The 23,737-nt window shown below is 42.2% G+C and carries 25 protein-coding genes; all 25 read right to left on the bottom strand.

Going from position 1 to position 23,737, the window contains the following annotated elements; genetic code table 11:
• Positions 1-13: 13 nt before the first annotated feature.
• Positions 14-916, bottom strand: coding sequence for a succinate--CoA ligase subunit alpha (gene sucD / locus NST73_RS08145; RefSeq protein ID WP_007499624.1), 903 nt, complete (start codon positions 914-916; stop codon positions 14-16).
• Between the two features lie 22 nt (positions 917-938).
• Positions 939-2,099, bottom strand: a complete 1,161-nt coding sequence (sucC, locus tag NST73_RS08140; RefSeq protein WP_008344824.1) for an ADP-forming succinate--CoA ligase subunit beta — start codon at positions 2,097-2,099, stop codon at positions 939-941.
• Between the two features lie 176 nt (positions 2,100-2,275).
• Complete coding sequence (locus NST73_RS08135) at positions 2,276-2,551, bottom strand: FlhB-like flagellar biosynthesis protein (protein ID WP_008344827.1); 276 nt, start codon at positions 2,549-2,551, stop codon at positions 2,276-2,278.
• A complete protein-coding gene (locus NST73_RS08130) occupies positions 2,548-4,278 on the bottom strand; it encodes a glycosyltransferase (RefSeq protein WP_342499505.1) in 1,731 nt (576 codons plus the stop codon). Before NST73_RS08130 ends, NST73_RS08135 begins: the two co-directional genes overlap by 4 nt.
• A 28-nt stretch (positions 4,279-4,306) precedes the next feature.
• A complete protein-coding gene (locus NST73_RS08125) occupies positions 4,307-5,071 on the bottom strand; it encodes a ribonuclease HII (protein WP_268431951.1) in 765 nt (254 codons plus the stop codon).
• Positions 5,072-5,147: 76 nt separating this feature from the next.
• Entirely contained in the window at positions 5,148-5,996 is an 849-nt protein-coding gene (gene ylqF, locus NST73_RS08120; protein WP_007499632.1) for a ribosome biogenesis GTPase YlqF, read from the bottom strand.
• Positions 5,997-6,086: 90 nt separating this feature from the next.
• Positions 6,087-6,434 (bottom strand): 50S ribosomal protein L19, encoded by a 348-nt coding sequence (rplS, locus tag NST73_RS08115; RefSeq protein WP_008344834.1) that lies wholly within the window; start codon positions 6,432-6,434, stop codon positions 6,087-6,089.
• A 137-nt stretch (positions 6,435-6,571) separates the two neighbouring features.
• Positions 6,572-7,306, bottom strand: a complete 735-nt coding sequence (trmD, locus tag NST73_RS08110) for a tRNA (guanosine(37)-N1)-methyltransferase TrmD (protein ID WP_007499635.1) — start codon at positions 7,304-7,306, stop codon at positions 6,572-6,574.
• Positions 7,303-7,827, bottom strand: a complete 525-nt coding sequence (rimM, locus tag NST73_RS08105; protein WP_138278510.1) for a ribosome maturation factor RimM — start codon at positions 7,825-7,827, stop codon at positions 7,303-7,305. The genes trmD and rimM overlap by 4 nt, the downstream gene beginning before the upstream one ends.
• Before the next feature lie 9 nt (positions 7,828-7,836).
• Positions 7,837-8,223, bottom strand: coding sequence for a YlqD family protein (locus tag NST73_RS08100; RefSeq protein WP_008344839.1), 387 nt, complete (start codon positions 8,221-8,223; stop codon positions 7,837-7,839).
• A gap of 103 nt (positions 8,224-8,326) precedes the next feature.
• Positions 8,327-8,572, bottom strand: a complete 246-nt coding sequence (locus NST73_RS08095; RefSeq protein WP_012009937.1) for a KH domain-containing protein — start codon at positions 8,570-8,572, stop codon at positions 8,327-8,329.
• Complete coding sequence (gene rpsP, locus NST73_RS08090; RefSeq protein WP_003212139.1) at positions 8,572-8,844, bottom strand: 30S ribosomal protein S16; 273 nt, start codon at positions 8,842-8,844, stop codon at positions 8,572-8,574. The genes NST73_RS08095 and rpsP overlap by 1 nt, the downstream gene beginning before the upstream one ends.
• Positions 8,845-8,949: 105 nt before the next feature.
• On the bottom strand, positions 8,950-10,293 hold the full coding sequence (gene ffh, locus NST73_RS08085) for a signal recognition particle protein (RefSeq protein ID WP_008344842.1): 1,344 nt from the start codon (positions 10,291-10,293) through the stop codon (positions 8,950-8,952).
• A 13-nt stretch (positions 10,294-10,306) separates the two neighbouring features.
• Positions 10,307-10,639, bottom strand: a complete 333-nt coding sequence (locus NST73_RS08080) for a putative DNA-binding protein (protein ID WP_008344844.1) — start codon at positions 10,637-10,639, stop codon at positions 10,307-10,309.
• A gap of 141 nt (positions 10,640-10,780) precedes the next feature.
• The gene (gene ftsY / locus NST73_RS08075) at positions 10,781-11,767 is read right to left on the bottom strand and encodes a signal recognition particle-docking protein FtsY (protein WP_017359097.1); all 987 of its coding nucleotides are present in this window, start codon (positions 11,765-11,767) and stop codon (positions 10,781-10,783) included.
• A gap of 21 nt (positions 11,768-11,788) precedes the next feature.
• Entirely contained in the window at positions 11,789-15,349 is a 3,561-nt protein-coding gene (gene smc / locus NST73_RS08070) for a chromosome segregation protein SMC (protein ID WP_342499504.1), read from the bottom strand.
• A gap of 105 nt (positions 15,350-15,454) precedes the next feature.
• Complete coding sequence (gene rnc, locus NST73_RS08065; RefSeq protein ID WP_017367233.1) at positions 15,455-16,198, bottom strand: ribonuclease III; 744 nt, start codon at positions 16,196-16,198, stop codon at positions 15,455-15,457.
• Positions 16,199-16,382: 184 nt separating this feature from the next.
• Positions 16,383-16,616 carry an acyl carrier protein gene (gene acpP / locus NST73_RS08060; protein ID WP_003212028.1) on the bottom strand — a complete coding sequence of 78 codons (234 nt, stop codon included), beginning with the start codon at positions 16,614-16,616 and terminating at the stop codon, positions 16,383-16,385.
• Positions 16,617-16,697: 81 nt separating this feature from the next.
• Positions 16,698-17,441, bottom strand: a complete 744-nt coding sequence (gene fabG, locus NST73_RS08055) for a 3-oxoacyl-[acyl-carrier-protein] reductase (protein ID WP_008344855.1) — start codon at positions 17,439-17,441, stop codon at positions 16,698-16,700.
• Complete coding sequence (gene fabD, locus NST73_RS08050; RefSeq protein WP_342499503.1) at positions 17,441-18,385, bottom strand: ACP S-malonyltransferase; 945 nt, start codon at positions 18,383-18,385, stop codon at positions 17,441-17,443. The genes fabG and fabD overlap by 1 nt, the downstream gene beginning before the upstream one ends.
• A gap of 15 nt (positions 18,386-18,400) precedes the next feature.
• The gene (gene plsX / locus NST73_RS08045) at positions 18,401-19,399 is read right to left on the bottom strand and encodes a phosphate acyltransferase PlsX (protein ID WP_017359101.1); all 999 of its coding nucleotides are present in this window, start codon (positions 19,397-19,399) and stop codon (positions 18,401-18,403) included.
• Positions 19,400-19,414: 15 nt separating this feature from the next.
• Entirely contained in the window at positions 19,415-19,981 is a 567-nt protein-coding gene (gene fapR, locus NST73_RS08040; RefSeq protein ID WP_008344859.1) for a transcription factor FapR, read from the bottom strand.
• Between the two features lie 112 nt (positions 19,982-20,093).
• Complete coding sequence (gene recG / locus NST73_RS08035; RefSeq protein ID WP_041507316.1) at positions 20,094-22,142, bottom strand: ATP-dependent DNA helicase RecG; 2,049 nt, start codon at positions 22,140-22,142, stop codon at positions 20,094-20,096.
• Positions 22,120-23,022 carry an L-serine ammonia-lyase, iron-sulfur-dependent, subunit alpha gene (gene sdaAA, locus NST73_RS08030; RefSeq protein WP_024720342.1) on the bottom strand — a complete coding sequence of 301 codons (903 nt, stop codon included), beginning with the start codon at positions 23,020-23,022 and terminating at the stop codon, positions 22,120-22,122. Before sdaAA ends, recG begins: the two co-directional genes overlap by 23 nt.
• 20 nt (positions 23,023-23,042) lie before the next feature.
• The gene (sdaAB, locus tag NST73_RS08025; protein WP_017367229.1) at positions 23,043-23,705 is read right to left on the bottom strand and encodes an L-serine ammonia-lyase, iron-sulfur-dependent subunit beta; all 663 of its coding nucleotides are present in this window, start codon (positions 23,703-23,705) and stop codon (positions 23,043-23,045) included.
• Between the last annotated feature and the right edge of the window lie 32 nt (positions 23,706-23,737).

Here is a 23,737-nt window from a genome sequence, read left to right as displayed (position 1 = left end):
TCTTCTTGTGTCATTAATGCGTTTTACAAGCTTCGAAGAGATTCTTCTCTTTTAACACTTTAATTAAGGTTTCTCCCATGACAGATGGTGTCTCTGCCACTTCAATTCCACATTCACGCATTGTTTTTACTTTTTCATCAGCAGTTCCTTTACCACCAGAAATAATGGCACCAGCATGTCCCATACGTTTTCCTGGAGGCGCTGTTTTACCGCCAATAAAGCCAACAACCGGCTTGGTCATATTTGCTTTTACCCATTCAGCTGCTTCTTCTTCAGCAGTACCACCGATTTCACCAATCATGATCACAGCATGCGTTTCAGGATCTTCATTGAAGGCTTTTAATACATCAATAAAGTTCGTGCCATTGACAGGGTCTCCGCCAATTCCTACAGCTGTTGATTGACCAACACCAGCCTCTGAAAGCTGATGTACCGCTTCATATGTAAGCGTTCCAGAACGAGACACAACACCAACATGACCTTTTTTATGAATGTAGCCAGGCATGATACCAATTTTACATTCTTCAGGTGTAATCACGCCAGGACAGTTCGGTCCAACAAGTCTTGTCTTCTTACCTTCCATATAGCGTTTCACTTTAACCATATCCAGAACTGGAATGTGTTCTGTGATACAAATCACTAGATCCACTTCTGCATCAACAGCCTCTAAAATGGCGTCTGCTGCAAATGGTGCTGGTACATAGATAACAGAAGCATTTGCTCCAGTTGTCTGTACTGCTTCAGATACAGTATTAAATACAGGAACTCCCTCTACTTCAGTTCCACCTTTTCCAGGTGTGACACCGCCAACGATATTTGTTCCATACTCAATCATTTGTTTTGTATGGAATAATGCGGTTGAACCGGTAATCCCCTGAACAATTACTCTCGTATTTTTATTAATAAATACACTCATTTAGGTTCCCTGCCTTTCTGCTCTACTTGACTAAAGATACGATCTTTTCTGCTCCGTCAGCCATAGACTCAGCAGAAGTGATATTTAAGCCTGAATCACTCAGGATTTTCTTCCCTAATTCAACGTTTGTTCCTTCAAGACGTACAACGAGTGGTAATGTTAAGCCGACTTGTTTCGTCGCTTCAACAACACCTTCTGCGATGACATCACATTTCATGATGCCGCCAAAAATGTTCACGAAAATCCCTTTGACATTTTGATCAGATAAGATGATTTTAAATGCTTCCGTTACTTTTTCAGCAGTTGCACCGCCGCCAACATCAAGGAAGTTTGCAGGGTCCCCGCCGTAATGCTTGATGATATCCATTGTAGACATCGCAAGGCCTGCTCCATTCACCATACAGCCAATATTCCCATCTAGAGAAATGTAGCTTAGGTCATATTTAGATGCTTCAATCTCTTTTGGATCTTCTTCATCAAGGTCACGGTATTCTAATATATCTTTTTGTCTATATAAGGCATTGCTATCAAAGTTTAATTTTGCATCAAGTGCCATGACTTTTCCATCACCTGTTACAACAAGAGGATTTATCTCGGCAATTGAACAATCCTTTTCAATAAACGCATTGTAAAGGCTTGTCATAAACTTAACAGCTTGACCAACTAATTTTGTTGGAATATTAATTTTAAACGCAACTTCTCTCGCCTGATAGGCTTGGAGACCAATCGCTGGGTCGATGACCACTTTCACGATTTTTTCTGGCGTTTTTTCTGCTACTTCTTCAATTTCAGTACCGCCTTCTTCAGAAGCCATCAAAACAATTCTTGATGTCGCTCTATCCAAAACGAGTCCTACATAGTACTCTTTTTGAATATCGCAGCCTTCTTCAATAAGTAAGCGTTTTATTTCGCGCCCTTCAGGCCCTGTTTGATGTGTGACAAGTGTCTTGCCGAGCAATTCCTCTGCAAACCCTTTCACTTCATCTTTTGTTTTTGCAATTTTTACCCCACCTGCTTTACCACGGCCGCCTGCATGAATCTGTGCTTTTACGACATATACAGAGCTTCCTAGCTCTTCTGATGCTTTCACTGCTTCATCAGGTGTAAATGCTACTTTACCATTTGGAACTGAAACCCCATATTTTCTTAGGATTTCTTTTCCTTGGTACTCATGGATATTCATTTCCCATCCTCCCAACATATGTAGAAACAAAAATTATAAAATAGACTGCGCTTTCATTTTAAAGAATAAAAAAGAGAATGTCTAGGGTTCTATGTAAAATCGTAAAATCCTTCTAAACATTCAAACTTTTATTTTATTAAAAATATAAATTTTTCAGTCAAAACACTTATTTTACCTTATTTTTTCATTTTTTGATCCAATCGATAGATAAATGAAAATATTTCTGCTACAGTATCATATAACGCTTCTGGGATTTCCTCATCGAGCGTTAAGTGGCGCATCAGTTCTACTAAATTACGGTCTTCTTGGATAGGGACGCCAGCTTTTTGAGCTTCTTCAATAATATGATCAGCCACATAGCCGCTGCCTGTTGCAACGACTTTTGGCGCCTTTTGTTTTTCTTCATCATAGTGTAGAGCGACCGCTCTTCTAAGCGGTTTTGAATCTTTCATACTCGTAAGTCCAGCCCTTTCTCGCTGATTTTATGAAAGTGTTCATCTAGAAAGTCAGACGGATCAATTGGCTCTTCTCTCTTTTTCGCTGTAATCCCCGTTAAACTATACCCTAGGGCATTTAAATTCTCTCGAACAGCTGGAATCATTGGATTAATGGTCCCTTGAAGTTCGTGAGCCGTCTCGACTGTAATTGACATCACTTTTTGCTGAATCGTACAGTCTATTAACGTTTCTTCTAAGTTCTCCATGTTTAAATAAAACATTAAACGGCACTGAGAAATATCAATAGAGCCATCTTTTTTCTTATGCCCTTTTAGAATAAAGGTTAAATCTTGAACACTATGTTTTGAGAAAAGCGGGTAAGAAACCATCATTTGACTAACTGTTTGGTTTTCCTGATGCACTAGTAACTGCCCATTTAATCTATGGAATAATTGATCCATTTCTTTTTTTACGGGTTCCGGAACATCAGCTTGCCTTGCATCATTTAAAACCATCTTTAATTGGTGAAGCTCTTGGCTTTTGACATCTTGGCTGCCCTTTTCCAGTAATTTCAGCATCCCAATTTCATCTCGTACACCTATCGCTTTTTTCATCGTCATCAGTAAATCGAGTACATCGGTTTTATTGCTTAATGCTGGTTCAGTCTGCTGAATGACCTTTACCAATGCGTTCGCCTCTGTTTTCGAAAGAAATGGAAATTCTTTTTGAAGCACGGCTGCCTTTGCGTCAGCCTGTGGTCCTGCCTGCTGGACTGCTTGAACCAGCGATGTGAGTTGTTTTACATCAAGCTGCTGTCCGTCTGTGCCTTGCTTTGTGATGCTTGTCAGAATGCGTTCTATTTGCTGAAGCGGGAGCTGTTTTGGACTTAATAATTGCTGCACGCTGTTCTGATTCACTGTATCCACCTGTCGCCCTTGTATAACGGCGGGCTGGCTCTGCTTTGTTTGCTGAGCCGGATTGACATGAGGCTGCACCTGCTGCAAGCTTTCTCCTTGCTTCGTTTGACCTTCTTTTGCTCCTAGAAGCACCGATAAGAGCTTTTCTGCATGAACAGTTGTCTCAGCATTTACAACCGTACGAACGGCCTGTGTAAGAGCCTGTGTGGCTTCTGATTGCTTCGGAAGCTGTGTTAATCGATCTAGCAGTGCTGTCACATCCTGATGAAGTGCAGAGGGGGATTTCATCGCTAATATTGATTGGAGCACTCCTTGTTGAATCGGCAAATCTTTCTTTAAAGCAAAAAGAAGTGCTTGCAGGCCTTTTTTGATATCCGCGCCTTGAAGTTGTTCAATCCATTTTACTGCCGTTTTTAACTCTGCTTCGTTGATGACCGGTTTTTCTTTTAAAAAGGCTGTAGCTGTTAACATTTGTTCAAGTCCATTTTTAAGCGACAGACCTTCTAGTAGTTTAGCTGCGACATCCTTTAATGTTTTAGGATCTTGGTCAAATTGCTGAACAGGTCTTAATTTACTCAGACTGCCTCCACCTTCTTGTTCTAATTGGAACCAGTAGAAAGAATCGGCTTTTAGCTGAGCCGCTAGCTGCGCTTTGATTTTGGTCGAACCTATTTGAACTAGTGCTGTATCATCCCCGAGCATTTTCAGTACTTTGCCAAGAATGAGCCGGTGAATATTTTCCTTTCCTTCCGTGTTAAGCGGAACAGATTCTGCCGTATTCAGCCGACTATTCAGTGCAGTATGTATATCTTCAACTCTTGTCATCACAGGCAGCCTCCTTGTGTCAAAATATTTATGAAATAACAGATTTCACTGGTGCAAATGATAACCGGTGGATAGGTGTGGCGCCATGTGTTTGAATGGCAGCCAGGTGCTCTTTCGTTCCATACCCTTTATGTTTTTCAAATTGATACTCAGGGTACTGGCGTCCATACTCTTCCATCATTTGGTCCCTTGTCACTTTGGCAATACATGCACCAGCTGCGATGGATGCGCTTTTAGCATCTCCTTTGATGATATTCTCCTGTTGAGTAGGAAGCGGGAGCGTCATCGCATCTATGAGTAGATAATCAGGTGTGTGAGTGAGCTGCTTTACAGCCTTCACCATCGCCAGTCTTGATGCTTCGTATATATTTATTTCGTCAATCGTTGCCGCATCAACAATGCCGATGCCGATGTCGAGTGCTTCCTTTTGAATGAGCTCATAATAGGTCATTCTTTTTTTCTCAGATAGCTGTTTTGAATCATTTAAACCGAGTAGGACGGTATCTTCTTTTAATATCACAGCTGCCGCAACAACTGGGCCAGCCAGTGGTCCTCTTCCTGCTTCATCTATGCCTGCAATACAAGTGTATCCTTGCGCTCTTGCTTTGGTTTCAAATTGCAGCATTTGCTTCCATGCTGCATGCAGTTCTTGCTGCTTTTCTCTCTCTTTGTTCCATTTGTCCATCAGCTTATGGACACTTTTTCTTGTATCGTCTTTCAATAGTTCACGAATGTATGACTCGTCGTCAGCATGTTGTTCTATTAATTCTTTTATTTGTTTGACCGTGTACATTGGCTTTTCCGCAGCCTCCTTCTTTATATCGGCAGTTTTTCGCAAAAAATAAAGACCCGCATGAGCTGCGTGTCTTTTAGCTTTCAGGCTTCTCAAAAGTGAGGGGACCAAATTTTTCCGTTCGAATATCCCGAATAATGATTTCGGTCGTTTTGTCGTAATTAATGAATCCTCCACTCATCAGACAGCCGCGTTTTGTGCCAATGGCATCAAACAGCTCAACTGTATCTTCAGGTATTTCTGCTAAATCATAGCGTTTTTTTAACCGCTCTGGATAGTGCTCTTCTAAAAAGCGGAGCGCATACACTGCGACATCCTGCAAGTTGATGATTGAGTCTTTAATCGCTCCAGTGACGGCCAGCCTAAGACCTACTTGTTCATCTTCAAATTTCGGCCAGAGAATTCCGGGGGTATCGAGCAGTTCAAGTTCTTTTCCGACCTTCACCCATTGTTGTGACGTCGTAATACCAGGTCGATCTCCTGTTTTCGCAATATTTTTCTTTGCCAACCGATTGATCAGCGTTGATTTGCCGACATTGGGAATTCCGATAATCAAAGCTCGAATGGCACGCGGCTTAACACCTTTTGCTTTCATTCGATCGAACTTTTCTTTTAAGATTTCTTTTGATGTCGTAATGATTTGATTTAACCCTTGTCCATCGACAGAATTAATGGCAAGCGACCGTACACCTTGCGCTTCAAAGTGTGCCTGCCACTCTTTTGTCATACGAGGATCTGCTTTATCTGCTTTGTTCAAAAGCATAATTTTCGGTTTGTTTTGGAGGATTTCTTCAATCATTGGGTTTCTAGAGGACATCGGAATTCTTGCATCGGTTAATTCAAATACGATGTCGATGAGCTTTAATTTTTCTGTGACTTCCCGTCTTGCTTTTGCCATATGGCCTGGAAACCATTGAATTGTCATATGTGCACCTTCTCTCTTCTAACGGTTGTCTCTATACATTGTACAAAAAAAGAGCCTGTTACAGGTAACAAGCTCTTTCCTTTGATATCATTATCGTCTGATTTCTTTGATACGAGCCGCTTTACCGCGAAGTTCACGTAGGTAGTAAAGTTTCGCACGACGTACCTTACCGTGACGTACAACTTCGATCTTAGCGATTTTTGGTGTGTGTACAGGGAATGTACGCTCAACGCCTACACCGTAAGAGATCTTACGAACTGTGAAAGTTTCGCTGATTCCACCACCACGACGCTTAATTACAACACCTTCAAAGATCTGGATACGCTCACGAGTACCCTCGACAACTTTCACGTGTACACGTAAAGTGTCACCAGGACGGAACGCAGGAAGATCAGTGCGTAATTGTTCTTTTGTGATTTCTTCAATCAATTGTTGCATCGTTTTCAACTCCTTCCAACAGATGCTCATGTCCTCTTTCTTCATTGCAGCGGAACATCGTTTTCAAACTTGAATCGGCAAGCCGTCCAAGTCACAAGTAGTATCATACCACACCTGTATACCTTGTGCAATACAATCTAGTCATTATGAAGCTGCCAAAGCCATCTTTTTTCTTCATCCGTTAATGTTTTGCAAGAATCGATCAAATCTGGCCGTCTTGTATAGGTTCGCTTCAACGATTCTTTACGCCGCCACTCTTCAATTTTGGCATGATTTCCAGAGAGAAGCACATCTGGTACTTTCAATCCTTTATAATCAGCTGGTCTTGTATAGTGCGGATGCTCAAGCAGACCTGTACTAAATGAATCTTCGATATGAGACGCTTCTTTTCCAAGCACATGAGGCAAAAGCCTGACCACACTGTCTGCAATCATCATCGCTGGCAGCTCTCCGCCTGTGAGAACGAAATCCCCGATTGAGATTTCATCTGTGACAAGATGCTCCCTGATGCGCTCATCGTAGCCTTCATAGTGGCCGCAAATGAACATAAGATGCTCTTCTTTTGCAAGCTCTTCTGCTTTCTTTTGTGTATATCTTTCTCCTTGAGGACAGACAAGAATAATGCGGGGCTTCTTGTTTGCTTTTTTCGTTAAATCTTCTACCGCATCAAATACAGGCTGTGCTTTCAGAACCATGCCAGCACCGCCGCCATACGGATAGTCATCCACTGTTTTATGTTTATGATCGGAATACTCCCTAAAATTCACGACATCAAATGAGACCGCATCTTTTTCCTGAGCTTTTTTTAAGATCGATGAGTGAAGCACTCCTTCAAACATTTCAGGAAACAGTGTTAAAAAGTCAATTTTCATTCGTCAATGAGTCCTTCCATCACTTCAATGTGTACTTTCTTGGATGAAATATCAACTGTTTTGACGACAGATGGAATATAAGGGATGAGGGCATCTTTTTTGCCTTTTCTTCCAACCACCCATACATCATTTGCCCCTGGCGTTAAAACTTCTTTGATTTGACCAATCAGTTTGTCCTCTTCATCATATACTTCACAGCCGATGATTTCGTGGAAATAGTATTCCCCTTCATCTAATGAACCAAGATGTTCTTTTTCTACTTTTAAAATCGACTCTTTTAATTGCTCAGCTTCATTTAATGAACCGACTTCTTCAAATGTCAGTAAATCAAATTGTTTGTGCTGTCTATGTGATGCGACAGTCACTTTTAGCGGTTCTTTTTGATTTTGTTTGAAAATATAAAGGACGCTGCCTTTTTTGTAGCGTTCTTCTGGGAAATCAGTCTTTGACACAACACGTACTTCTCCGCGCACTCCATGTGTATTGACGATCTTTCCGACATTCAACCATTCTAGTTCCATGTTCTATAATCACCCCTGACGTATTTCCACAATGGTGCCGTCTTTCACGACGATGACATTGTCTTGCATTTTGTCATCCCATTTATCACCTATTTTTACTTCAATCAGCGCATCCACTTCTGTTTCTTTCATTTCACTGCCAAGAGGCAAGATATGCAGCTGCTCGACTTGAAAATCAATTTGCCTCATTTTCTCTTGTCTTTTTTCAATGGCTTTTTGAAATTGAGGGATGGCTTCTTGCTGATGTGGTTCTTTTTCATGCTTTTTTAGTTGAAAATATAGTTGATTGCACTCACGTTCTAGTCTTTCTTTTTTCTCCAAAAAAGTCGTTAACAGTTTGTCCTTACTGCTTTCAGTTAATACTTGCATGACGGTGACATGTTGAATGATCTGCATCTTCCTTTTTGTCCCCCTATCCGAAGGCATTTGTCCTCTACAGTATAACGAAAAATAGATTTAAACGTGTAAAAAAAGGGGAGGTCCTAAGCCCTCTCCCTTTTTAGTCAGCAATCTCAAGTTGAACTTTCTTAGAAGACTCTGCACTTGCTGCAAACATGACTGTTCGTATCGCTTTAGCTGTACGTCCCTGCTTTCCGATCACTTTTCCGGTATCTTCAGCATTGACAGACAGTGTGTAAATGACCTGCTCATCTTTTTCTAATGAAGATACGTGAATATCTTCAGGGAAATCAACAAGTGGCTCGACGATGGACACAATCAATTCTTCCAAGGACAGCTCATTCATTATTTGCTGTTTTTCGCATTATGAAATTTTTCAAGAATTCCTTGGCTTGAGAAAAGGTTACGAACTGTATCAGATGGTTTCGCACCATTTTGAAGCCATTTAAGCGCTAATTCTTCGTTGATTTTCACCTCAGCTGGTGATAACACTGGATTGTATGTTCCAACTGTTTCGATGAAACGACCGTCACGTGGTGAACGAGAATCTGCTACAACAATACGATAGAAAGGAGATCTTTTTGATCCCATACGTTTTAAACGAATTTTTACTGCCATTTTACTAGCACCTCCGAAAATATTTCAACAAGATAGTATATTAACAATGATAAAAGGGTTTGTAAAGTGTTTTTTCTTAACAACGGTTTTATCATGTATAACCAATTACATAAATGGTAATTTAAAGCCGCCTTTTTTCTTTCCTTTGGACATATTGGTCATTTGCTTCATCATCTTTTTCATTTCGTCAAATTGTTTTAAAAGGCGATTGACTTCCTGTACAGATGTTCCGCTTCCTTTTGCAATCCGTTTTCTGCGGCTTGCATTGATGACCTCTGGCTGTTCTTTTTCTTCGGTCGTCATTGATTTAATGATCGCTTCGATGTGATTGAGCTGCTTTTCGTCTACTTGGACGTTTTTGAGCCCTTTCATTTTACCGGCTCCCGGCATCATTTGGATCAGTTCATCAAGTGGACCCATGTTGCGAACCTGCCCAAGCTGCTCGAGGAAATCATCGAGCGTGAAGCTCATTGTCCGCATTTTTTGTTCAAGCTCTTTCGCTTTATCTTGGTCAACGTTTGCTTGTGCTTTTTCAATAAGCGTGAGCACATCTCCCATGCCAAGAATTCTCGATGCCATCCGCTCTGGATGGAATGGTTCAATTGCATCAAGCTTTTCACCTAGTGCGGCGAATTTAATCGGCGTATTTGTGACTGCACGAATTGATAGTGCTGCCCCGCCTCGCGTATCACCGTCTAGTTTTGTCAGAACGACACCTGTTAAACCAAGCTGTTCATTAAAGCTTTTTGCGACATTGACAGCATCTTGACCAGTCATCGAGTCAACAACGAGGAAAATCTCTTCTGGATTTGCGACTTCTTTTACTTTCTGAAGTTCATCCATTAAGTCTTCATCAATATGAAGACGTCCTGCTGTATCTAAAATGACATAATCATGATGTTCTTCTTTCGCTTTTTCAATTGCCTGTTTGGCAATTTCGACAGGACTGACTTGATCACCTAATGAGAAGACGGGCATATCAAGCTGTTTCCCAAGCGTTTGAAGCTGCTGGATCGCTGCTGGTCTGTAAATATCAGCGGCCACCATCATCGGCTTGCGATTATGTTTTTTGCGAAGTAAGTTGGCAAGCTTTCCAGTTGTGGTCGTTTTACCTGCCCCTTGAAGACCAACCATCATAATGACAGTTGGAGATTTTTTCGCTACAGCGATTTTACTCTCTTCCCCGCCCATTAATTCAGTGAGTTCTTCTTTTACAACTTTAATGACCTGTTGTCCTGGGGTAAGACTTTGCATGACCTCTTGTCCAACTGCCCGCTCGCTTACTTTTTTCACAAAGTCTTTGACTACTTTAAAATTGACGTCAGCTTCAAGAAGGGCAAGGCGTACCTCGCGCATCATTTCTTTTACATCTTGTTCTGACACTTTTCCTTTGCCGCGGATTTTTGAAATCGTCTGCTGCAGTCGGTCGGCTAATCCTTCAAATGCCATACTGTGCCGCCTCCTAATCTAATTTCTCAAGCGATTCAATTAAAGCTTCTGCTTCTTCCTTTTGCGCGGAATCTGCTACAAGCTCTCTCATTTTTGTGAGAAGTTCTTTACGCTCTTTAAATTTCTTAAACAAGAGCAGCTTTTCTTCATATTGTTCAAGCATCGCTTCAGTCCGTTTAATATTATCATAAACAGCCTGTCTTGATACTTCATATTCATCCGCAATTTCACCGAGGGAAAAATCGTCTAGGTAGTAAAGCGACATGTAGCTCTTTTGTTTTGCGGTCAACAACGATTGATAGAAATCAAACAAGTAGTTCATTCTCGTTGTCTTTTCAAGCGTCATGGGCTCTCTCCCCTTTGTTAAGTTCATTCCCTTTACAACAACTAAGTTTACACGGTTCTGATCTATGTGTCAAGTTTTTATCTTGTCACTTCCTGCGGCGATATTTAAATAAAAAAGCCGGCAGTTTTGCCGGCAGTTTGATTAGTCTTCTTGATCAATCATGTCTGAGAATAATCCGTACACATACGATTCAGCATCGAACTCTTGCAGATCGTCTACTTTTTCACCTAATCCGACAAGTTTTACAGGGATGTTGAGCTCATTGCGAATGGCAAGAACAATCCCGCCTTTTGCAGTACCGTCAAGCTTTGTTAAAGCGATACCTGTCACGTTTGTTGCTTTAGAAAATTCCTTCGCTTGCGCCATCGCATTTTGACCCGTTGTCGCATCAAGGGCAAGCAGTACTTCGTGCGGTGCATCGGGCACTTCGCGTTCAATGACTCTCTTGACCTTCTCTAGCTCTTTCATCAAGTTGACTTTGTTTTGCAGTCTGCCTGCTGTATCACAGATCAAGACATCTGCTTTTTTGGCTTTAGCTGATTGAACGGCATCATAGATGACCGCTGCCGGGTCAGAGCCTGCTGTTTGTTTAACGACAGGAACACCAGAGCGCTCGCCCCATACTTCAAGCTGCTCAATCGCCCCCGCACGGAACGTATCACCTGCTGCTAAAATGACGGATTTCCCTTCATTTTTTAGCTTGTTTGCCAGCTTACCAATGGTTGTGGTTTTACCGACACCGTTCACGCCTACGAATAAAATAATATTTAAACGGCCGTCTTCAATGTTCAGTTCAGAAATTTGTTCCTCACCACTATTGTAAATCTCCACGAGTTTTTCAGAGATGACTGCTTGTACTTCACTTGGGTCTTGAATGTTTCTTAATTTCACTTCTTTTTTCAGCTCATCAATCAGTTCCATCACAGTCGTGAAACCAACATCCGCACCGATTAACACTTCTTCTAGTTCTTCAAAAAAGTCTTCATCCACTTTACGATAGCGAGAAATGAGTTCATTTACTTTTCCCTGAAATGAATTTCTCGTTTTTTCAAGTCCATCTTTAAACTTTTCTGATACTGAATCGGTTTGCTGCGTAAATTTTTCTTTTAATTTCTTAAAAAAGCTCATGGGTTCAAAAACCTCCTTTAATTACTGGACAAGCTCTTTCGTTTCCTCTAGTTTGACAGATACCAGTTTTGAGACACCTGACTCCTGCATCGTGACACCGTACAGAACATCTGCTTCTTCCATGGTTCCTTTTCGGTGTGTAATCACAATGAACTGTGTTTCTTGGCTGTATTTCTTTAAATACTGGGCAAAGCGGAACACATTCGCTTCATCAAGCGCCGCTTCTACCTCATCTAGCACACAGAATGGAACAGGTCTCACTTTTAAGATCGAGAATAATAAAGCGATGGCTGTTAATGCTCTTTCTCCGCCTGAAAGCAGGCTTAGATTTTGCAGCTTTTTCCCCGGCGGCTGCGCCACAATATCGACACCTGAGTTTAGTAAATCGTTTGGATCTGTCAACTTAAGGTCTGCTCTTCCTCCGCCAAATAATGCTTGGAAAACAGATTCAAAATGTCCGCGGATTTGAGAGAATGTCTCAGAGAAACGTTTCGTCATCTCCTGATCCATTTCTTCAATGACTTGGAATAACGTATTTTTCGCTTCTGTCAGATCATTGCGTTGTTCAGTTAAGAAGAGAAAACGTTCATTCACACGTTCATACTCGTCAATGCTGCCTAAGTTCACTGTTCCAAGCTCTTCAATGGCTAGTTTGATCAATTTCACGCGTTTTCTTGCTTCATCCGGCGATAGCGTCAGATGATACATTTCTTTTGCTCCTTCAAACGAAAGGGCATACTCTTCGTTTAAATAGGCGATGAGGTTATCAAGTTCAACTTCCATGCGGCCAAGCTTGATTTCTTCATCTTTTAAGCTTGTCGTGAGCTGTTTATACAGGCGTTTTTGCTCTTTCAGTTCACGTTCAGCGAATTCTAATGTTTCAGAAAGAGCCAGGCGCTGTTTGCGTCGCTCTGAGATAAGCGCTGTCGTTTTGTTTTTATGTTCCAGTTTCTCTTTTGCCGCTTCTTCCAGTTGTTCGGCGCCGTTTGAGCTGGATGACATTTCACTTGTTAAGAGGGACAAATCTTCTTTTGTTTCCGTCAGCGTCTTTTCAGCCTCTTCTAATTCAGCCGTTAAGCTCGACAGTTTTTCTTGTTCATTTGCTAAAGACTGCTCTTTTTTGGCAAGCGAGATTTTCAGCTCTGTTAATTCGGAAGAAATGGTTTCTTTCGTTGAGCTTTGGGTCTGCTTCCGTTTTGTTAACGTGTTGATCTCTTCGTCAAGAGAGGTCAGTTTCTCACCTATAGATGTTTCAAGGGCTGCCTGCTCTTTATCCTTGCTCGCAAGTTCGCTAGAGCGCTGCTGCAACTCTTCTTTTTCTTGATCATAGAGCTCTAGATGAGCGTTAATATTTTTTTCAGCTACTTGCAGTTCATATAATGTCCCTTTTAACTCTTGCTGCTTTTCTCGAAGCATTTCGCCGCGCTGACGCAATTCATTTAATTGGACTTCGCTTTCGGCAATCGATTGCTTCGTTTCTTTTGTTTCTTTTTCAAGGATCGTTGTTTTTTCTTCCATCTCAACGAGCTGCTTTGTTAATGTTTCAATCTCTCGGTTTCTGGACAGGAGGGAATTGTTCTTTTTCTTTACGCCTCCCCCAGTCATTGAACCGCCTGGGTTCACCACGTCCCCATCAAGGGTCACGATACGATAACGATGTCCAAGCATTTTCGCTAGCTCGTTGGCACCTTTTAAGTCTCGAACAATCAGGACCGTTCCAAGCAAATTCCGAATGACTTTTTCATACTTTTCATCAAAGGAAACGAGCTGACTCGCTACGCCGATAAATGCGTCATGCTGCTCAGCTGTTTGAATATCTCTGAACTGAATGGTTCGTTCTTTGATGACGTTCATCGGCAGGAAGGTCGCACGCCCAAAGGAATGCTGCTTTAAGTATCCAATGGCCTGTCTGGCAGCCGCTTCATTTTCAGTAACGACATGCTGCGTGGCTGCGCCAAGTGCAATTTCAATCGCTGTTTCATGTTGCTGCTCTGTTTGAATCAGCTCTGCAATCGCCCCGTGAATACCGCCTAACCGATCCTTTGCCTTTAAAACCTCTTTCACTCCTTGGAAAAATCCTGAGAAGTCTTCCTGCATGGATTCAAGCATTTCTTTTTTAGATTTTGCCTGCTGTACATATTGATAGGCTTGGTAAAGTGCCGTTTCTTTTTTCTCGTATTGACGTTTCATCTGCTCTAGCTTTTGTTCCGCTTCTCTAAAGCGTTTCACCTGAGCCAAAATGTCTTCTTCTCGTTCTGAAAGTTGCTTCTCGGCTTCTGTTTTCTTTTCCTTCACAGATACCCGTTCTTCGATATGTTTCTGATTATTTTGCGTTAACCGCTCTAGCTGCAAGGCTGCTTGGCGCTGCTGTTCTTCTAGTAATTTACGTTCGTTTCGGATAGAAGCTTGCTCGTTTAATAGGTCAAAATAATCGCTTTTCAGCTGTTCAATTTGCCCTTCCACATCTTCACTATGAAGAGACAGCTGATGCTGTTTTGTTTTCACTTCATCTTTTAGCTGCTGCACTTCTGTTTGCAGGCTGTCACGTGTGACTTTCTGCTGTTCAATCTTTTCCGTTAACAACGCCTGTTTTTCGGTTAAACGCACGAGCGTGTCTTCTAGCTGCCCTTGGTTAGCGGCCGCATTTTTTTTCCGTTCTTTTAGAACTTCTTTTTTCCCTTCAAGCTTTTCTAGTTCTTCACTTGTGAAAAGGAGGACTTCTTGGAGGTCATGAATCGAATCGTCAAGCGCCTGAATACGGTCTCTCGATTCTTCGATTTTGGCTTCCTTCGCTTGAATGTCTGTGGACTGCTTCATTTCATCTTGTTTGAACCGCTCGACAGCTTCACCAAGTGTTGTCCATTTTTTGTGCAGTGCTTCAATATCATGGACGGTGAGAGCAATTTCTACATTTTCAAGTTCTTCTTTCTTTTGCAGATAGTCTTTTGCAATAGATGCCTGCATTCTTAGTGGTTCTACTTGATCTTCTAGTTCATGCAGAATATCTTCTACCCGGTTTAAGTTGTCCTGCGTTTCAAACAGTTTGTTCACGGCTTTTTTCTTTCTTGTTTTATATTTCAGGACACCAGCTGCTTCTTCAAAGATGCTACGTCTTTCTTCAGCTTTACTCGATAGAATCTCTTCTACCTTACCTTGGCTGATGATCGAAAAAGCTTCTTTTCCAAGACCTGAATCCATGAAAAGATCAATAATATCCTTTAAGCGGACAGATTGATTGTTAATGAGAAATTCACTTTCTCCAGAACGATAGACTCTTCTTGTCACACTGACTTCGTGAAAATCGATCGGCAAAAAGTGATCTTCGTTATCGAGCGTTAATGTCACTTCTGCTAAGTTGACTCGTTTTCTTGAGTCACTTCCTGCAAAAATGATGTCTTCCATTTTTCCTCCGCGGAGGCTTTTTGCTGATTGCTCTCCAAGTACCCAGCGGATCGCATCAGTAATATTACTTTTGCCGCTTCCGTTTGGTCCAACAACAGCTGTAACCCCTTTGACAAAGTCTACAGTCACCCGCTGTGCGAAAGATTTGAATCCTATCACGTCTAAACGTTTGAGGAACATGAGAGTGATCCTCCTTATGTATTTAAAGTACTATTATCTTACCATATGAACTGAAAAAAGATGATGGAAAACAGAGTGAAATCCCCCTGAATCACGAGGGGGATTTTATTGGTTCATATGATGTTTCTGTAATTTAGCAAGTGCTTCCTGTGCAGCATGCTGTTCCGCTTCTTTTTTTGAACGGCCATTTCCAATTCCGAGCACTTCTCCTCTAAGGGATACATTGGCTTCAAATTCCCGGTTATGTGCTGGGCCTTTTTCATGCAGGATTCGGTATTCAAGTACACCTTTTCCATCTCGCTGAACAAATTCTTGAAGCTGGCTTTTAAAGTCCATAACATGTGAGAATGCCCCGTCATTAATTTTCGGGTACACATAGGCTTCTAGGAATCGTTCAACAGGCTCAAGTCCTTGATCTAAATAAAGCGCTCCGATAAACGCCTCAAATACGTCTGCTAAGAGTGCCGGACGCTTTCTGCCGCCTGTCATTTCTTCCCCTTTTCCTAAAAGAACAAGGTCTCCGAAGGACAGCTCATGTGCTAATGACACAAGTGATGGCTCACATACGATCGCCGCTCTCAATTTTGTTAAATCTCCCTCGCTCATGGCTGGATACTTTGCAAATAAGAACTGTGAGATCGTCAATTCTAAAACAGCGTCCCCTAAAAATTCAAGTCTTTCATTATCCTCATAAGGTTTTTTCCGATGCTCATTCACATAAGAGGAATGTGTAAAGGCTTGATAGAGTAGTTTTTCATTTTTAAAGTGTACAGAAATGCGCTGCTGAAATTCTCTGAATTGCTCTAGTTTTTTGCTCTGTTTCTGTTTGTCTTTATAGTGTTTTGGCATAGCAACCTCCAGGTAGGCGTCATCGCCTTTAAGGATACTGATTATATGGAGTCTCTCTTTCTACATGCAAGGAAACCGTGCTCCTTAGCATCTGAAAAAGGCTGACAATTGATCAGCTGAATATGTTGAAACTAACATAAATTTTCAAAGTCCCGCCATGAAAATAGACGGGACTTTGTTACGCTTATTGCTGGCTATTTATGTAGTTCACAGCGTCACCGACTGTTGCAATTTTTTCAGCATCTTCGTCAGAAATTTCCATATCGAACTCATCTTCAAGTTCCATAACTAGCTCAACTACATCAAGGGAATCAGCGCCTAAATCTTCTTTAAATGAAGCTTCCATTTTCACGTCAGCCTCATCAACGCCAAGGCGGTCTACAATAATTTTTGATACACGCTCTAATACGTCTGCCATTGCCTTTCACCTCCCCTCAAAGTATTATAGTTGATTCGTTTTTAAAAAACTAGAGAAAACGTAACGAAATTTTGATATTTCTTAGGACATAACCATTCCGCCATCCACTTGGATGGTTTGGCCTGTAATATAACCTGCTCCTTCTGAAGCTAAAAAGACAACAACGTTGCTTATATCTTCAGGCGCACCAAAGCGTGCGAGCGGGATTTGCTTAAGCATTTCTGTTTGAACATTCTCATCAAGCTTGTCAGTCATATCAGTAGAAATAAAGCCTGGTGCTACGGCATTGACTGTAATATGACGGCTGGCCAGCTCTTTCGCTGTTGTTTTCGTTAAACCGATCACACCAGCTTTTGCTGCAACGTAGTTTGCTTGTCCAGGGTTTCCGCAAACGCCGACAACAGATGCTACATTGATGATTCTTCCGCTGCGCTGTTTCATCATTTGACGTGTCACAGCTTTTGTACAGTTGAAGACACCTTTTAAGTTTATGTTAATGACATCATCCCATTCATTTTCTTTCATTCTCATGAGCAGGTTGTCCTTTGTAATTCCAGCATTATTCACAAGAATGTCGATTGAACCAAATGTATCAACGGCTTGTTTCATTAATGCCTGTACTTCTTCTGCATTTGACACATCCGCTTTGACAGCAAAAGCCTGCTGGCCAAGTGCTTTGATCTCATCTACGACTTCATTTGCTTTTGCTTCGTTGCCTGAATAGTTCACCACAACATTGGCACCTTTTTTCGCCAAATCGATCGCAATCGAACGACCAATACCGCGAGATGCACCTGTGACAACGGCTGTTTTATTTGTAAGCATCAAGAATCCCCCTTGAGTGTTTGAATGGCTGCTTCAATTGTTGCTTGATCTGATACGGAAATGGTCGTCAGGCGGCGATTGACTTTTTTCACAAGACCTGAGAGCACTTTACCAGGACCAATTTCAATAAATGTTGTCACGCCTAAGTCAATCAGGCGTTCTACACTTTCTTCAAATCGAACAGGAGAATACAATTGTTCAATCAGCTTCGTTTCAATTTCATTACGTGATGTCACGATGTCTGCTGTTACGTTTGAAATCACTGGCGTCGCGGCATCAGAAATGTCTAATTTAGATAATACACCTGTGAATTTTTCAGCTGCTGGTTTCATTAATGCAGAATGGAAAGGTCCACTCACTTCAAGTGGAATTGCACGTTTTGCGCCCTTTTCTTTCGCTTTCTCTGATGCAAGTTCCACACCTTTTGCTGTACCAGAGATGACGATTTGGCCCGGACAGTTTAAGTTCGCAAGTTCTACAAGATGACCGCTTTCTGTCACTTCTTTTGTCACTTCTACAAGCGCTGCTTGGTCTAAGCCAAGAATCGCCGCCATTGCGCCTTCTCCTGCTGGAACGGCTTCATTCATTAATTCGCCGCGCTTTCTCACTGCGTAAACGGCATCTTTAAACGAAAGAGCTCCCGCTGCAACAAGGGCTGTATATTCACCCAGGCTGTGCCCTGCTGCATAATCTGCTTTGATTCCGCTCTCTTCAAACTTCTTTAAGATCGCGATGCTTGTCGTTAAAAGAGCTGGCTGTGCATTATATGTCAGCGTCAGTTCTTCTGCATCTCCTTCAAAAATCATTGAAGATAAATCAAAACCAAGGGTCTGATCTGCTTCTTCAAACACAGCTTTAGATGCTGCTTCTTGGTCAAATAAATCTTTTCCCATGCCAATTTTTTGAGAACCTTGGCCTGGGAATAAAAAAGCAATTTTACTCATGCTGCTCTACCTCCATTACGACTCATTCGTGTCTTCTTTTTGAACTTCTTGATGAATGATAGCTGAAACGTCTTTTTTAACGATGTCGCGCGCCTGACGAATGGCATGAAAAATCGCATTTTCATCAGAGGAACCATGCGCTTTAATAACGGGCGCTTTTAAACCAAATAATGCGGCACCACCATATTCGGAGTAATCCATTTTAGATTTCATCTGCATTAATTTTGGCTTCATCATACCTGCTGCTATTTTAGCAGTGAAACTGGATGTTAAGGTTTCTTTCAGCATTTTAAAAACAGAAAGGGCTGTGCCTTCGATCGTTTTAAGGGCGATATTCCCAGTGAAACCATCTGTGACAACGACATCAGCTACACCCTCTAATAAGTCACGCGATTCTACATTTCCTACGAAATTCAAATCTGATGCTTTTAATAATTCAAAGGTTTTTTTCGTTAAATCGTTGCCTTTTTTATCTTCTGTCCCGACATTTAAAAGTCCAACGCGTGGATTGCTCTTCGGGAAGACATGCTCTGCGTAAATAGATCCCATCATGGCATATTGCACAAGATGCTCTGGCTTTGCATCAACGTTTGCGCCGACATCCAACAATAAGAACCCGCTGCCATCAAGTGTTGGCAACGTCGGAGCAAGTGCTGGTCTGTCAATGCCATCAATTCTGCCTACGATAAACAGGCCTGCTGTCATGAGAGCCCCAGTATTTCCAGCTGAAATACAGGCATCTGCTCTTCCTTCTGAAACTTCCTGCGCCATTTTCACCATAGAAGAATCCTTTTTACGTCTCACTGCACGCACTGGCTCATCCGTTGGTTCAATGACTTCTTTTGCATCTAAGATCGTGATGCGTTCATGATTTGTTATGTATGATTTGATCTTGCTTTCATCGCCGACTAGTGTAATCTCGATATCTGAAAATGCTTCTAAGCTTTTTTGCACACCGTCAATAATGGCTTTAGGGGCATGATCTCCCCCCATTGCATCGACTGCAATTCTCATGTTATGTGCCACCTTTTACTTTTGTTTTGAGCGATACATGACGAAATCGCCTGAGAAGACAACTTCCTCACCTACATAGCTGTTTACTTCAACTACCGTTCTGCCTTTTTCTTTATCATGTGAGGCAACTTTGGCTTTTGAGACGACTCTTTCGCCTTGTTTGACCTGCCTTGTAAACTTAATATTTGCTTTTGCTGTCAAAGCCAGTTCATCGTCGATGACGGCTACTGCCAGCGAATTTGCCTGGGCAAAAAGATGATGTCCCCTGGCAATTTGGTTACGGCTGAATACATGCTCTTTTCTTACTTCAAAAATGGAAATCGCTTGATCATCAAGCTCTACATCAATCATTTCTCCAATGACTTCATCCAGCGGAAGAGACTTCACTTCATCCTCTAATGTCTTTTCGGCCACGTGCTTAATTCGTTCGCGTAATTCAGGGATTGACAGCTCCAAACGGTCAAGACGAACTGTTTGAATGCTTACACCGAACTTACTTGCCAATTCTTCATCAGTAATGAACGGAGTCGAGCTGATCGTTTGCTGGAGAAGCCTTTGTCGTTCTTTTTTATTTAGTTTCATATGCAGACACCATCCGTACATTTATGACTAGGTACTAATAGTAGTATATAATCTCATAGATGATAAATCAATCCTTGTTTCAAAAAGACAAGAAAATTCCTCCAGCACTTGATCAGCTCAATTTATCTCCGCCAAGCACACCGCTGTCTACGAGTGTTTGCCTAAGTTCTTTGTATTCAGGGTCTGTCCAAAAGGCTTCAGACTGCACGAGCTCTGCCGCATCTTTTCTAGCGGTTTCAAGCGCTCTATAGTCATGAACCATATCTGCCACTTTAAATTCAGGCATTCCGCTTTGTTTTTTGCCAAAGAAGTCGCCAGGGCCTCTTAGTTCTAAGTCCTTTTCAGACAGTTCAAAGCCATCCGTTGTTTCAGACATGATCCGCATGCGCTCTTTACCGGTCTCTGATTTAGGGTCCGCCATTAAAATACAAAAAGATTGATGCTCTCCGCGTCCGACCCGGCCTCTTAACTGATGAAGCTGTGACAGTCCAAAACGGTCTGCATCATAAATGACCATGATGGTCGCATTTGGCACGTTGACTCCAACTTCAACAACTGTCGTTGACACAAGGATTTGCACTTCATTGGAAGTGAAATCTCTCATCACTTGATCTTTTTCATCACTTGCGAGTTTCCCGTGCATCAAGCCGATCGACCATTTTCCGCGATACGCCTCTGTCAGCATGCTGTGAACATCAATCGCATTTTGGACATCCAGTTTGTCTGATTCTTCTATAAGTGGACAAATAATATACGCTTGTCTGCCTTTTCTCAGCTCTTTATCAACAAAAGCAAGAATCCGCTCAAGCATGTCATGCTTCACCCAATACGTTTCAATCTGCTTTCGGCCAGCTGGCAGCTCATCAATGACAGAGACGTCCATTTCTCCAAATACTGTGATGGCAAGCGTTCTTGGAATCGGCGTTGCGGTCATAAACAAAACATCTGGGTCCTGCCCTTTGCTTCGCAGTTTTTTCCGCTGTTCCACGCCGAACCTGTGCTGTTCATCTGTAATAACAAGACCAAGCTGCTGAAATTCCACTTCGTCCTGGATAAGGGCATGCGTGCCGACTAAAATATCAATATCTCCCTCTTTCAGACGTTCAAGCAGTTCTCTGCGGCGCTTTCCTTTCACTGAACTCGTCAAAAGAGCAATATTTAGCCCCCATTTTTCAAATAGCTGATACAGTGAATCGGCATGCTGTTCAGCCAAAATTTCAGTTGGCACCATCAGCGCACCTTGAAAGCCGGATAAATGGGCGGCATAAAGGGCAATTGCCGCTACAGCTGTTTTCCCCGATCCAACATCCCCTTGAAGAAGCCGGTTCATCCGGTACGGGGATGCCATATCTGACATAATTTCATCCAGCACTCTTGATTGTGCTTTTGTCAGCGGGAACGGCAGGCTATGAACAAACTCAAAGACCGCCTCTTTTGAGAACGGATGCTGGATGCCTGATGTTTTTTCTCGTTCTTTTTTTCTGATCGCCTGCATCTTCAGCTGGAAGATGAGAAATTCCTCGTACACGAAGCGTCGTCTTGCTTGCTTGAGCGAGTCTCTCGTTTCAGGGAGATGAATGGTTTTTAGTGCTTCTTGATAAGACATGAGTTTATAAGCAGCTACAAGCTGCTTTGGCAGTGGATCTTCTGCATGATCTACATAGAGTGACAACGCTTGTTTTACAAATCGTCTCATCATCTTCACGGTTACATTTTCTTTGACTGAATAAACAGGTTCTATACTGCCATCTTGTTCGTGTGTTCCTTTTTTAAATTCCTGAACCATAATGGATTGCCGGTTTTTATCCCACTTCCCTGTGACGGATACCGTATCGCCTAAAACAAGACTTCGTTTTAAATAAGGGCGATTGAAGCATATGGCTGTAATCAAAAAACGACCGACAAGCAGCCTGAATGTCAGCCTGCTTCGTTTTTTTCCATAATAGGTGAGAACGGGCTCACTGTGCACTTTTCCTTCAACTGTGACACGTTCGTCATGCCTGACTTCTTCTAAGTTGCGAAGCTCATAGTCGTCATATCGATAAGGAAAGTAGCCGAGTAAATCGGCTACTGTGTAGATTCCAAGTTCATTTAGTGTTTTTTCTGTTTCTTCTCCAATCCCTTTCAAGGCAGAGATCTTATCTTGCAATTTCTGTATCACGAGATGAGGTCACACCTCCGAAAATCTTCTTTTCAAGCTCCCTTGCTGTCGGTGTTGCAGCAAGTCCGCCTTGTGCAGTCTCACGAAGAGCGGTTGGCATCGTTTGACCAATTTTGTACATCGCATCAATGACTTCATCACAAGGGATGCGGCTTGTAATGCCGGCAAGTGCCATATCTGCTGCAATCATCGCATTAGAAGCGCCCATTGCGTTTCGTTTCACACATGGCACTTCCACAAGTCCTGCGACTGGATCGCAAACAAGACCTAGCATATTTTTTAAGGTGATGGCCATGGCTTCAGCGGATTGCTGCGGCGTACCGCCTGCCATTTCTACAATGGCTGCTGCTGCCATACCTGATGCAGATCCTACTTCTGCCTGACAGCCGCCTGCTGCACCAGAGATACTTGCGTTATTGGCGACAACAAAACCAAATGCACCAGATGTAAATAGGAATCTGACCATTTGTTCCTTTGTTGGCTTTAATGTTTCTTTCACCGCAAAGAGCGTTCCTGGCACAACACCTGCTGAGCCAGCTGTAGGCGTTGCACAGATCGTTCCCATTGCTGCGTTCACTTCATTTGTTGCCACTGCCTTACTGACAGCATCTAAAATGGTATGACCAGACAATGTTTTGCCTGATGCGATATATGCTTGAAGTTTCACAGCATCCCCGCCTGTTAAACCAGATAATGATTTCACACCTTTCAGTCCGTTTTCAACGGCCTGTTCCATCACTTCTAGGTTGCGGTACATCTGCGAGAAAATGTCTTCACGTGACTTCCCTGTCACTTCCATTTCTTGAGTAATCATAATTTCTGAAATGGAGGTATTCCGTTCTTCTGTTAGCTGCACGAGTTCTTTGACGTTTTTAAACATCATACATAACCTCCTTGTTGTTACTCTGCAATTTGTGTGACTTGAATAATGTTTGGCAGCGTCTCAAGCTCTGTTAAAACCGCTGGATCAATATTCTGATCCACTTCAATCGTCATGAGTGCTTCTTGCCCGACCTCTTTACGTGCCACTTCCATATGACCAATGTTGATGGCGAATTTCGCTAACACATTGGCAACTGCTGCAATCGTCCCGTAACGGTCGTTATGAACCACAAGAATGGCCGGGTGATTCCCTGAGAGTCTCAGTTCAAAGCCATTTAATTCTGTGATTTCAATTTTACCTCCGCCAATGGAAATCCCGATTAATTCAAGGCTTCCATTCGCATCTGAAATTTCTACTTTTGCTGTATTTGGATGCGCTGGCACCGCATCTTCTTCTTTAAACTCAATGTCGATTTCTTTGCTTTTTGCAATATCGATCGCTGTTTTAATTCGTTCATCAAATGTATCAAAGTCAAGAACACCGCCGATAATGGCTACATCTGTCCCGTGTCCTTTATACGTATCTTTAAAAGAGCCATAAAACGATACAGTAATTCGTTTCGGTTCTCTTCCGAACAAGCTGCGAGCCACTCTTCCAATACGAGCCGCACCCGCCGTGTGCGAACTTGATGGACCAATCATGACGGGTCCAATAATATCAAACACACTTCTAAATTTCATAGGTCTTCCCCTCTCATCACCAATCACAGATT

It is taken from the genome of Bacillus sp. FSL W7-1034, from assembly GCF_038593365.1.
GTDB classification, from domain to species: Bacteria; Bacillota; Bacilli; order Bacillales; family Bacillaceae; genus Bacillus; species Bacillus altitudinis.
This window is presented reverse-complemented; position numbering and strand designations above follow the sequence as displayed.

Excerpts from the sequence above, each read along its gene's own strand:
- sucD (WP_007499624.1), bottom strand. The coding sequence starts at position 916 with ATGAGTGTATTTATTAATAAAAATACGAGAGTAATTGTTCAGGGGATT.
- sucC (WP_008344824.1), bottom strand. The coding sequence starts at position 2,099 with ATGAATATCCATGAGTACCAAGGAAAAGAAATCCTAAGAAAATATGGG.
- NST73_RS08135 (WP_008344827.1), bottom strand. The coding sequence starts at position 2,551 with ATGAAAGATTCAAAACCGCTTAGAAGAGCGGTCGCTCTACACTATGAT.
- NST73_RS08130 (WP_342499505.1), bottom strand. The coding sequence starts at position 4,278 with ATGACAAGAGTTGAAGATATACATACTGCACTGAATAGTCGGCTGAAT.
- NST73_RS08125 (WP_268431951.1), bottom strand. The coding sequence starts at position 5,071 with ATGTACACGGTCAAACAAATAAAAGAATTAATAGAACAACATGCTGAC.
- ylqF (WP_007499632.1), bottom strand. The coding sequence starts at position 5,996 with ATGACAATTCAATGGTTTCCAGGCCATATGGCAAAAGCAAGACGGGAA.
- rplS (WP_008344834.1), bottom strand. The coding sequence starts at position 6,434 with ATGCAACAATTGATTGAAGAAATCACAAAAGAACAATTACGCACTGAT.
- trmD (WP_007499635.1), bottom strand. The coding sequence starts at position 7,306 with ATGAAAATTGACTTTTTAACACTGTTTCCTGAAATGTTTGAAGGAGTG.
- rimM (WP_138278510.1), bottom strand. The coding sequence starts at position 7,827 with ATGGAACTAGAATGGTTGAATGTCGGAAAGATCGTCAATACACATGGA.
- NST73_RS08100 (WP_008344839.1), bottom strand. The coding sequence starts at position 8,223 with ATGCAGATCATTCAACATGTCACCGTCATGCAAGTATTAACTGAAAGC.
- NST73_RS08095 (WP_012009937.1), bottom strand. The coding sequence starts at position 8,572 with ATGAATGAGCTGTCCTTGGAAGAATTGATTGTGTCCATCGTCGAGCCA.
- rpsP (WP_003212139.1), bottom strand. The coding sequence starts at position 8,844 with ATGGCAGTAAAAATTCGTTTAAAACGTATGGGATCAAAAAGATCTCCT.
- ffh (WP_008344842.1), bottom strand. The coding sequence starts at position 10,293 with ATGGCATTTGAAGGATTAGCCGACCGACTGCAGCAGACGATTTCAAAA.
- NST73_RS08080 (WP_008344844.1), bottom strand. The coding sequence starts at position 10,639 with ATGACGCTTGAAAAGACAACGAGAATGAACTACTTGTTTGATTTCTAT.
- ftsY (WP_017359097.1), bottom strand. The coding sequence starts at position 11,767 with ATGAGCTTTTTTAAGAAATTAAAAGAAAAATTTACGCAGCAAACCGAT.
- smc (WP_342499504.1), bottom strand. The coding sequence starts at position 15,349 with ATGTTCCTCAAACGTTTAGACGTGATAGGATTCAAATCTTTCGCACAG.
- rnc (WP_017367233.1), bottom strand. The coding sequence starts at position 16,198 with ATGCCAAAACACTATAAAGACAAACAGAAACAGAGCAAAAAACTAGAG.
- acpP (WP_003212028.1), bottom strand. The coding sequence starts at position 16,616 with ATGGCAGACGTATTAGAGCGTGTATCAAAAATTATTGTAGACCGCCTT.
- fabG (WP_008344855.1), bottom strand. The coding sequence starts at position 17,441 with ATGCTTACAAATAAAACAGCCGTTGTCACAGGTGCATCTCGCGGTATT.
- fabD (WP_342499503.1), bottom strand. The coding sequence starts at position 18,385 with ATGAGTAAAATTGCTTTTTTATTCCCAGGCCAAGGTTCTCAAAAAATT.
- plsX (WP_017359101.1), bottom strand. The coding sequence starts at position 19,399 with ATGAGAATTGCAGTCGATGCAATGGGGGGAGATCATGCCCCTAAAGCC.
- fapR (WP_008344859.1), bottom strand. The coding sequence starts at position 19,981 with ATGAAACTAAATAAAAAAGAACGACAAAGGCTTCTCCAGCAAACGATC.
- sdaAA (WP_024720342.1), bottom strand. The coding sequence starts at position 23,022 with ATGTTTAAAAACGTCAAAGAACTCGTGCAGCTAACAGAAGAACGGAAT.
- sdaAB (WP_017367229.1), bottom strand. The coding sequence starts at position 23,705 with ATGAAATTTAGAAGTGTGTTTGATATTATTGGACCCGTCATGATTGGT.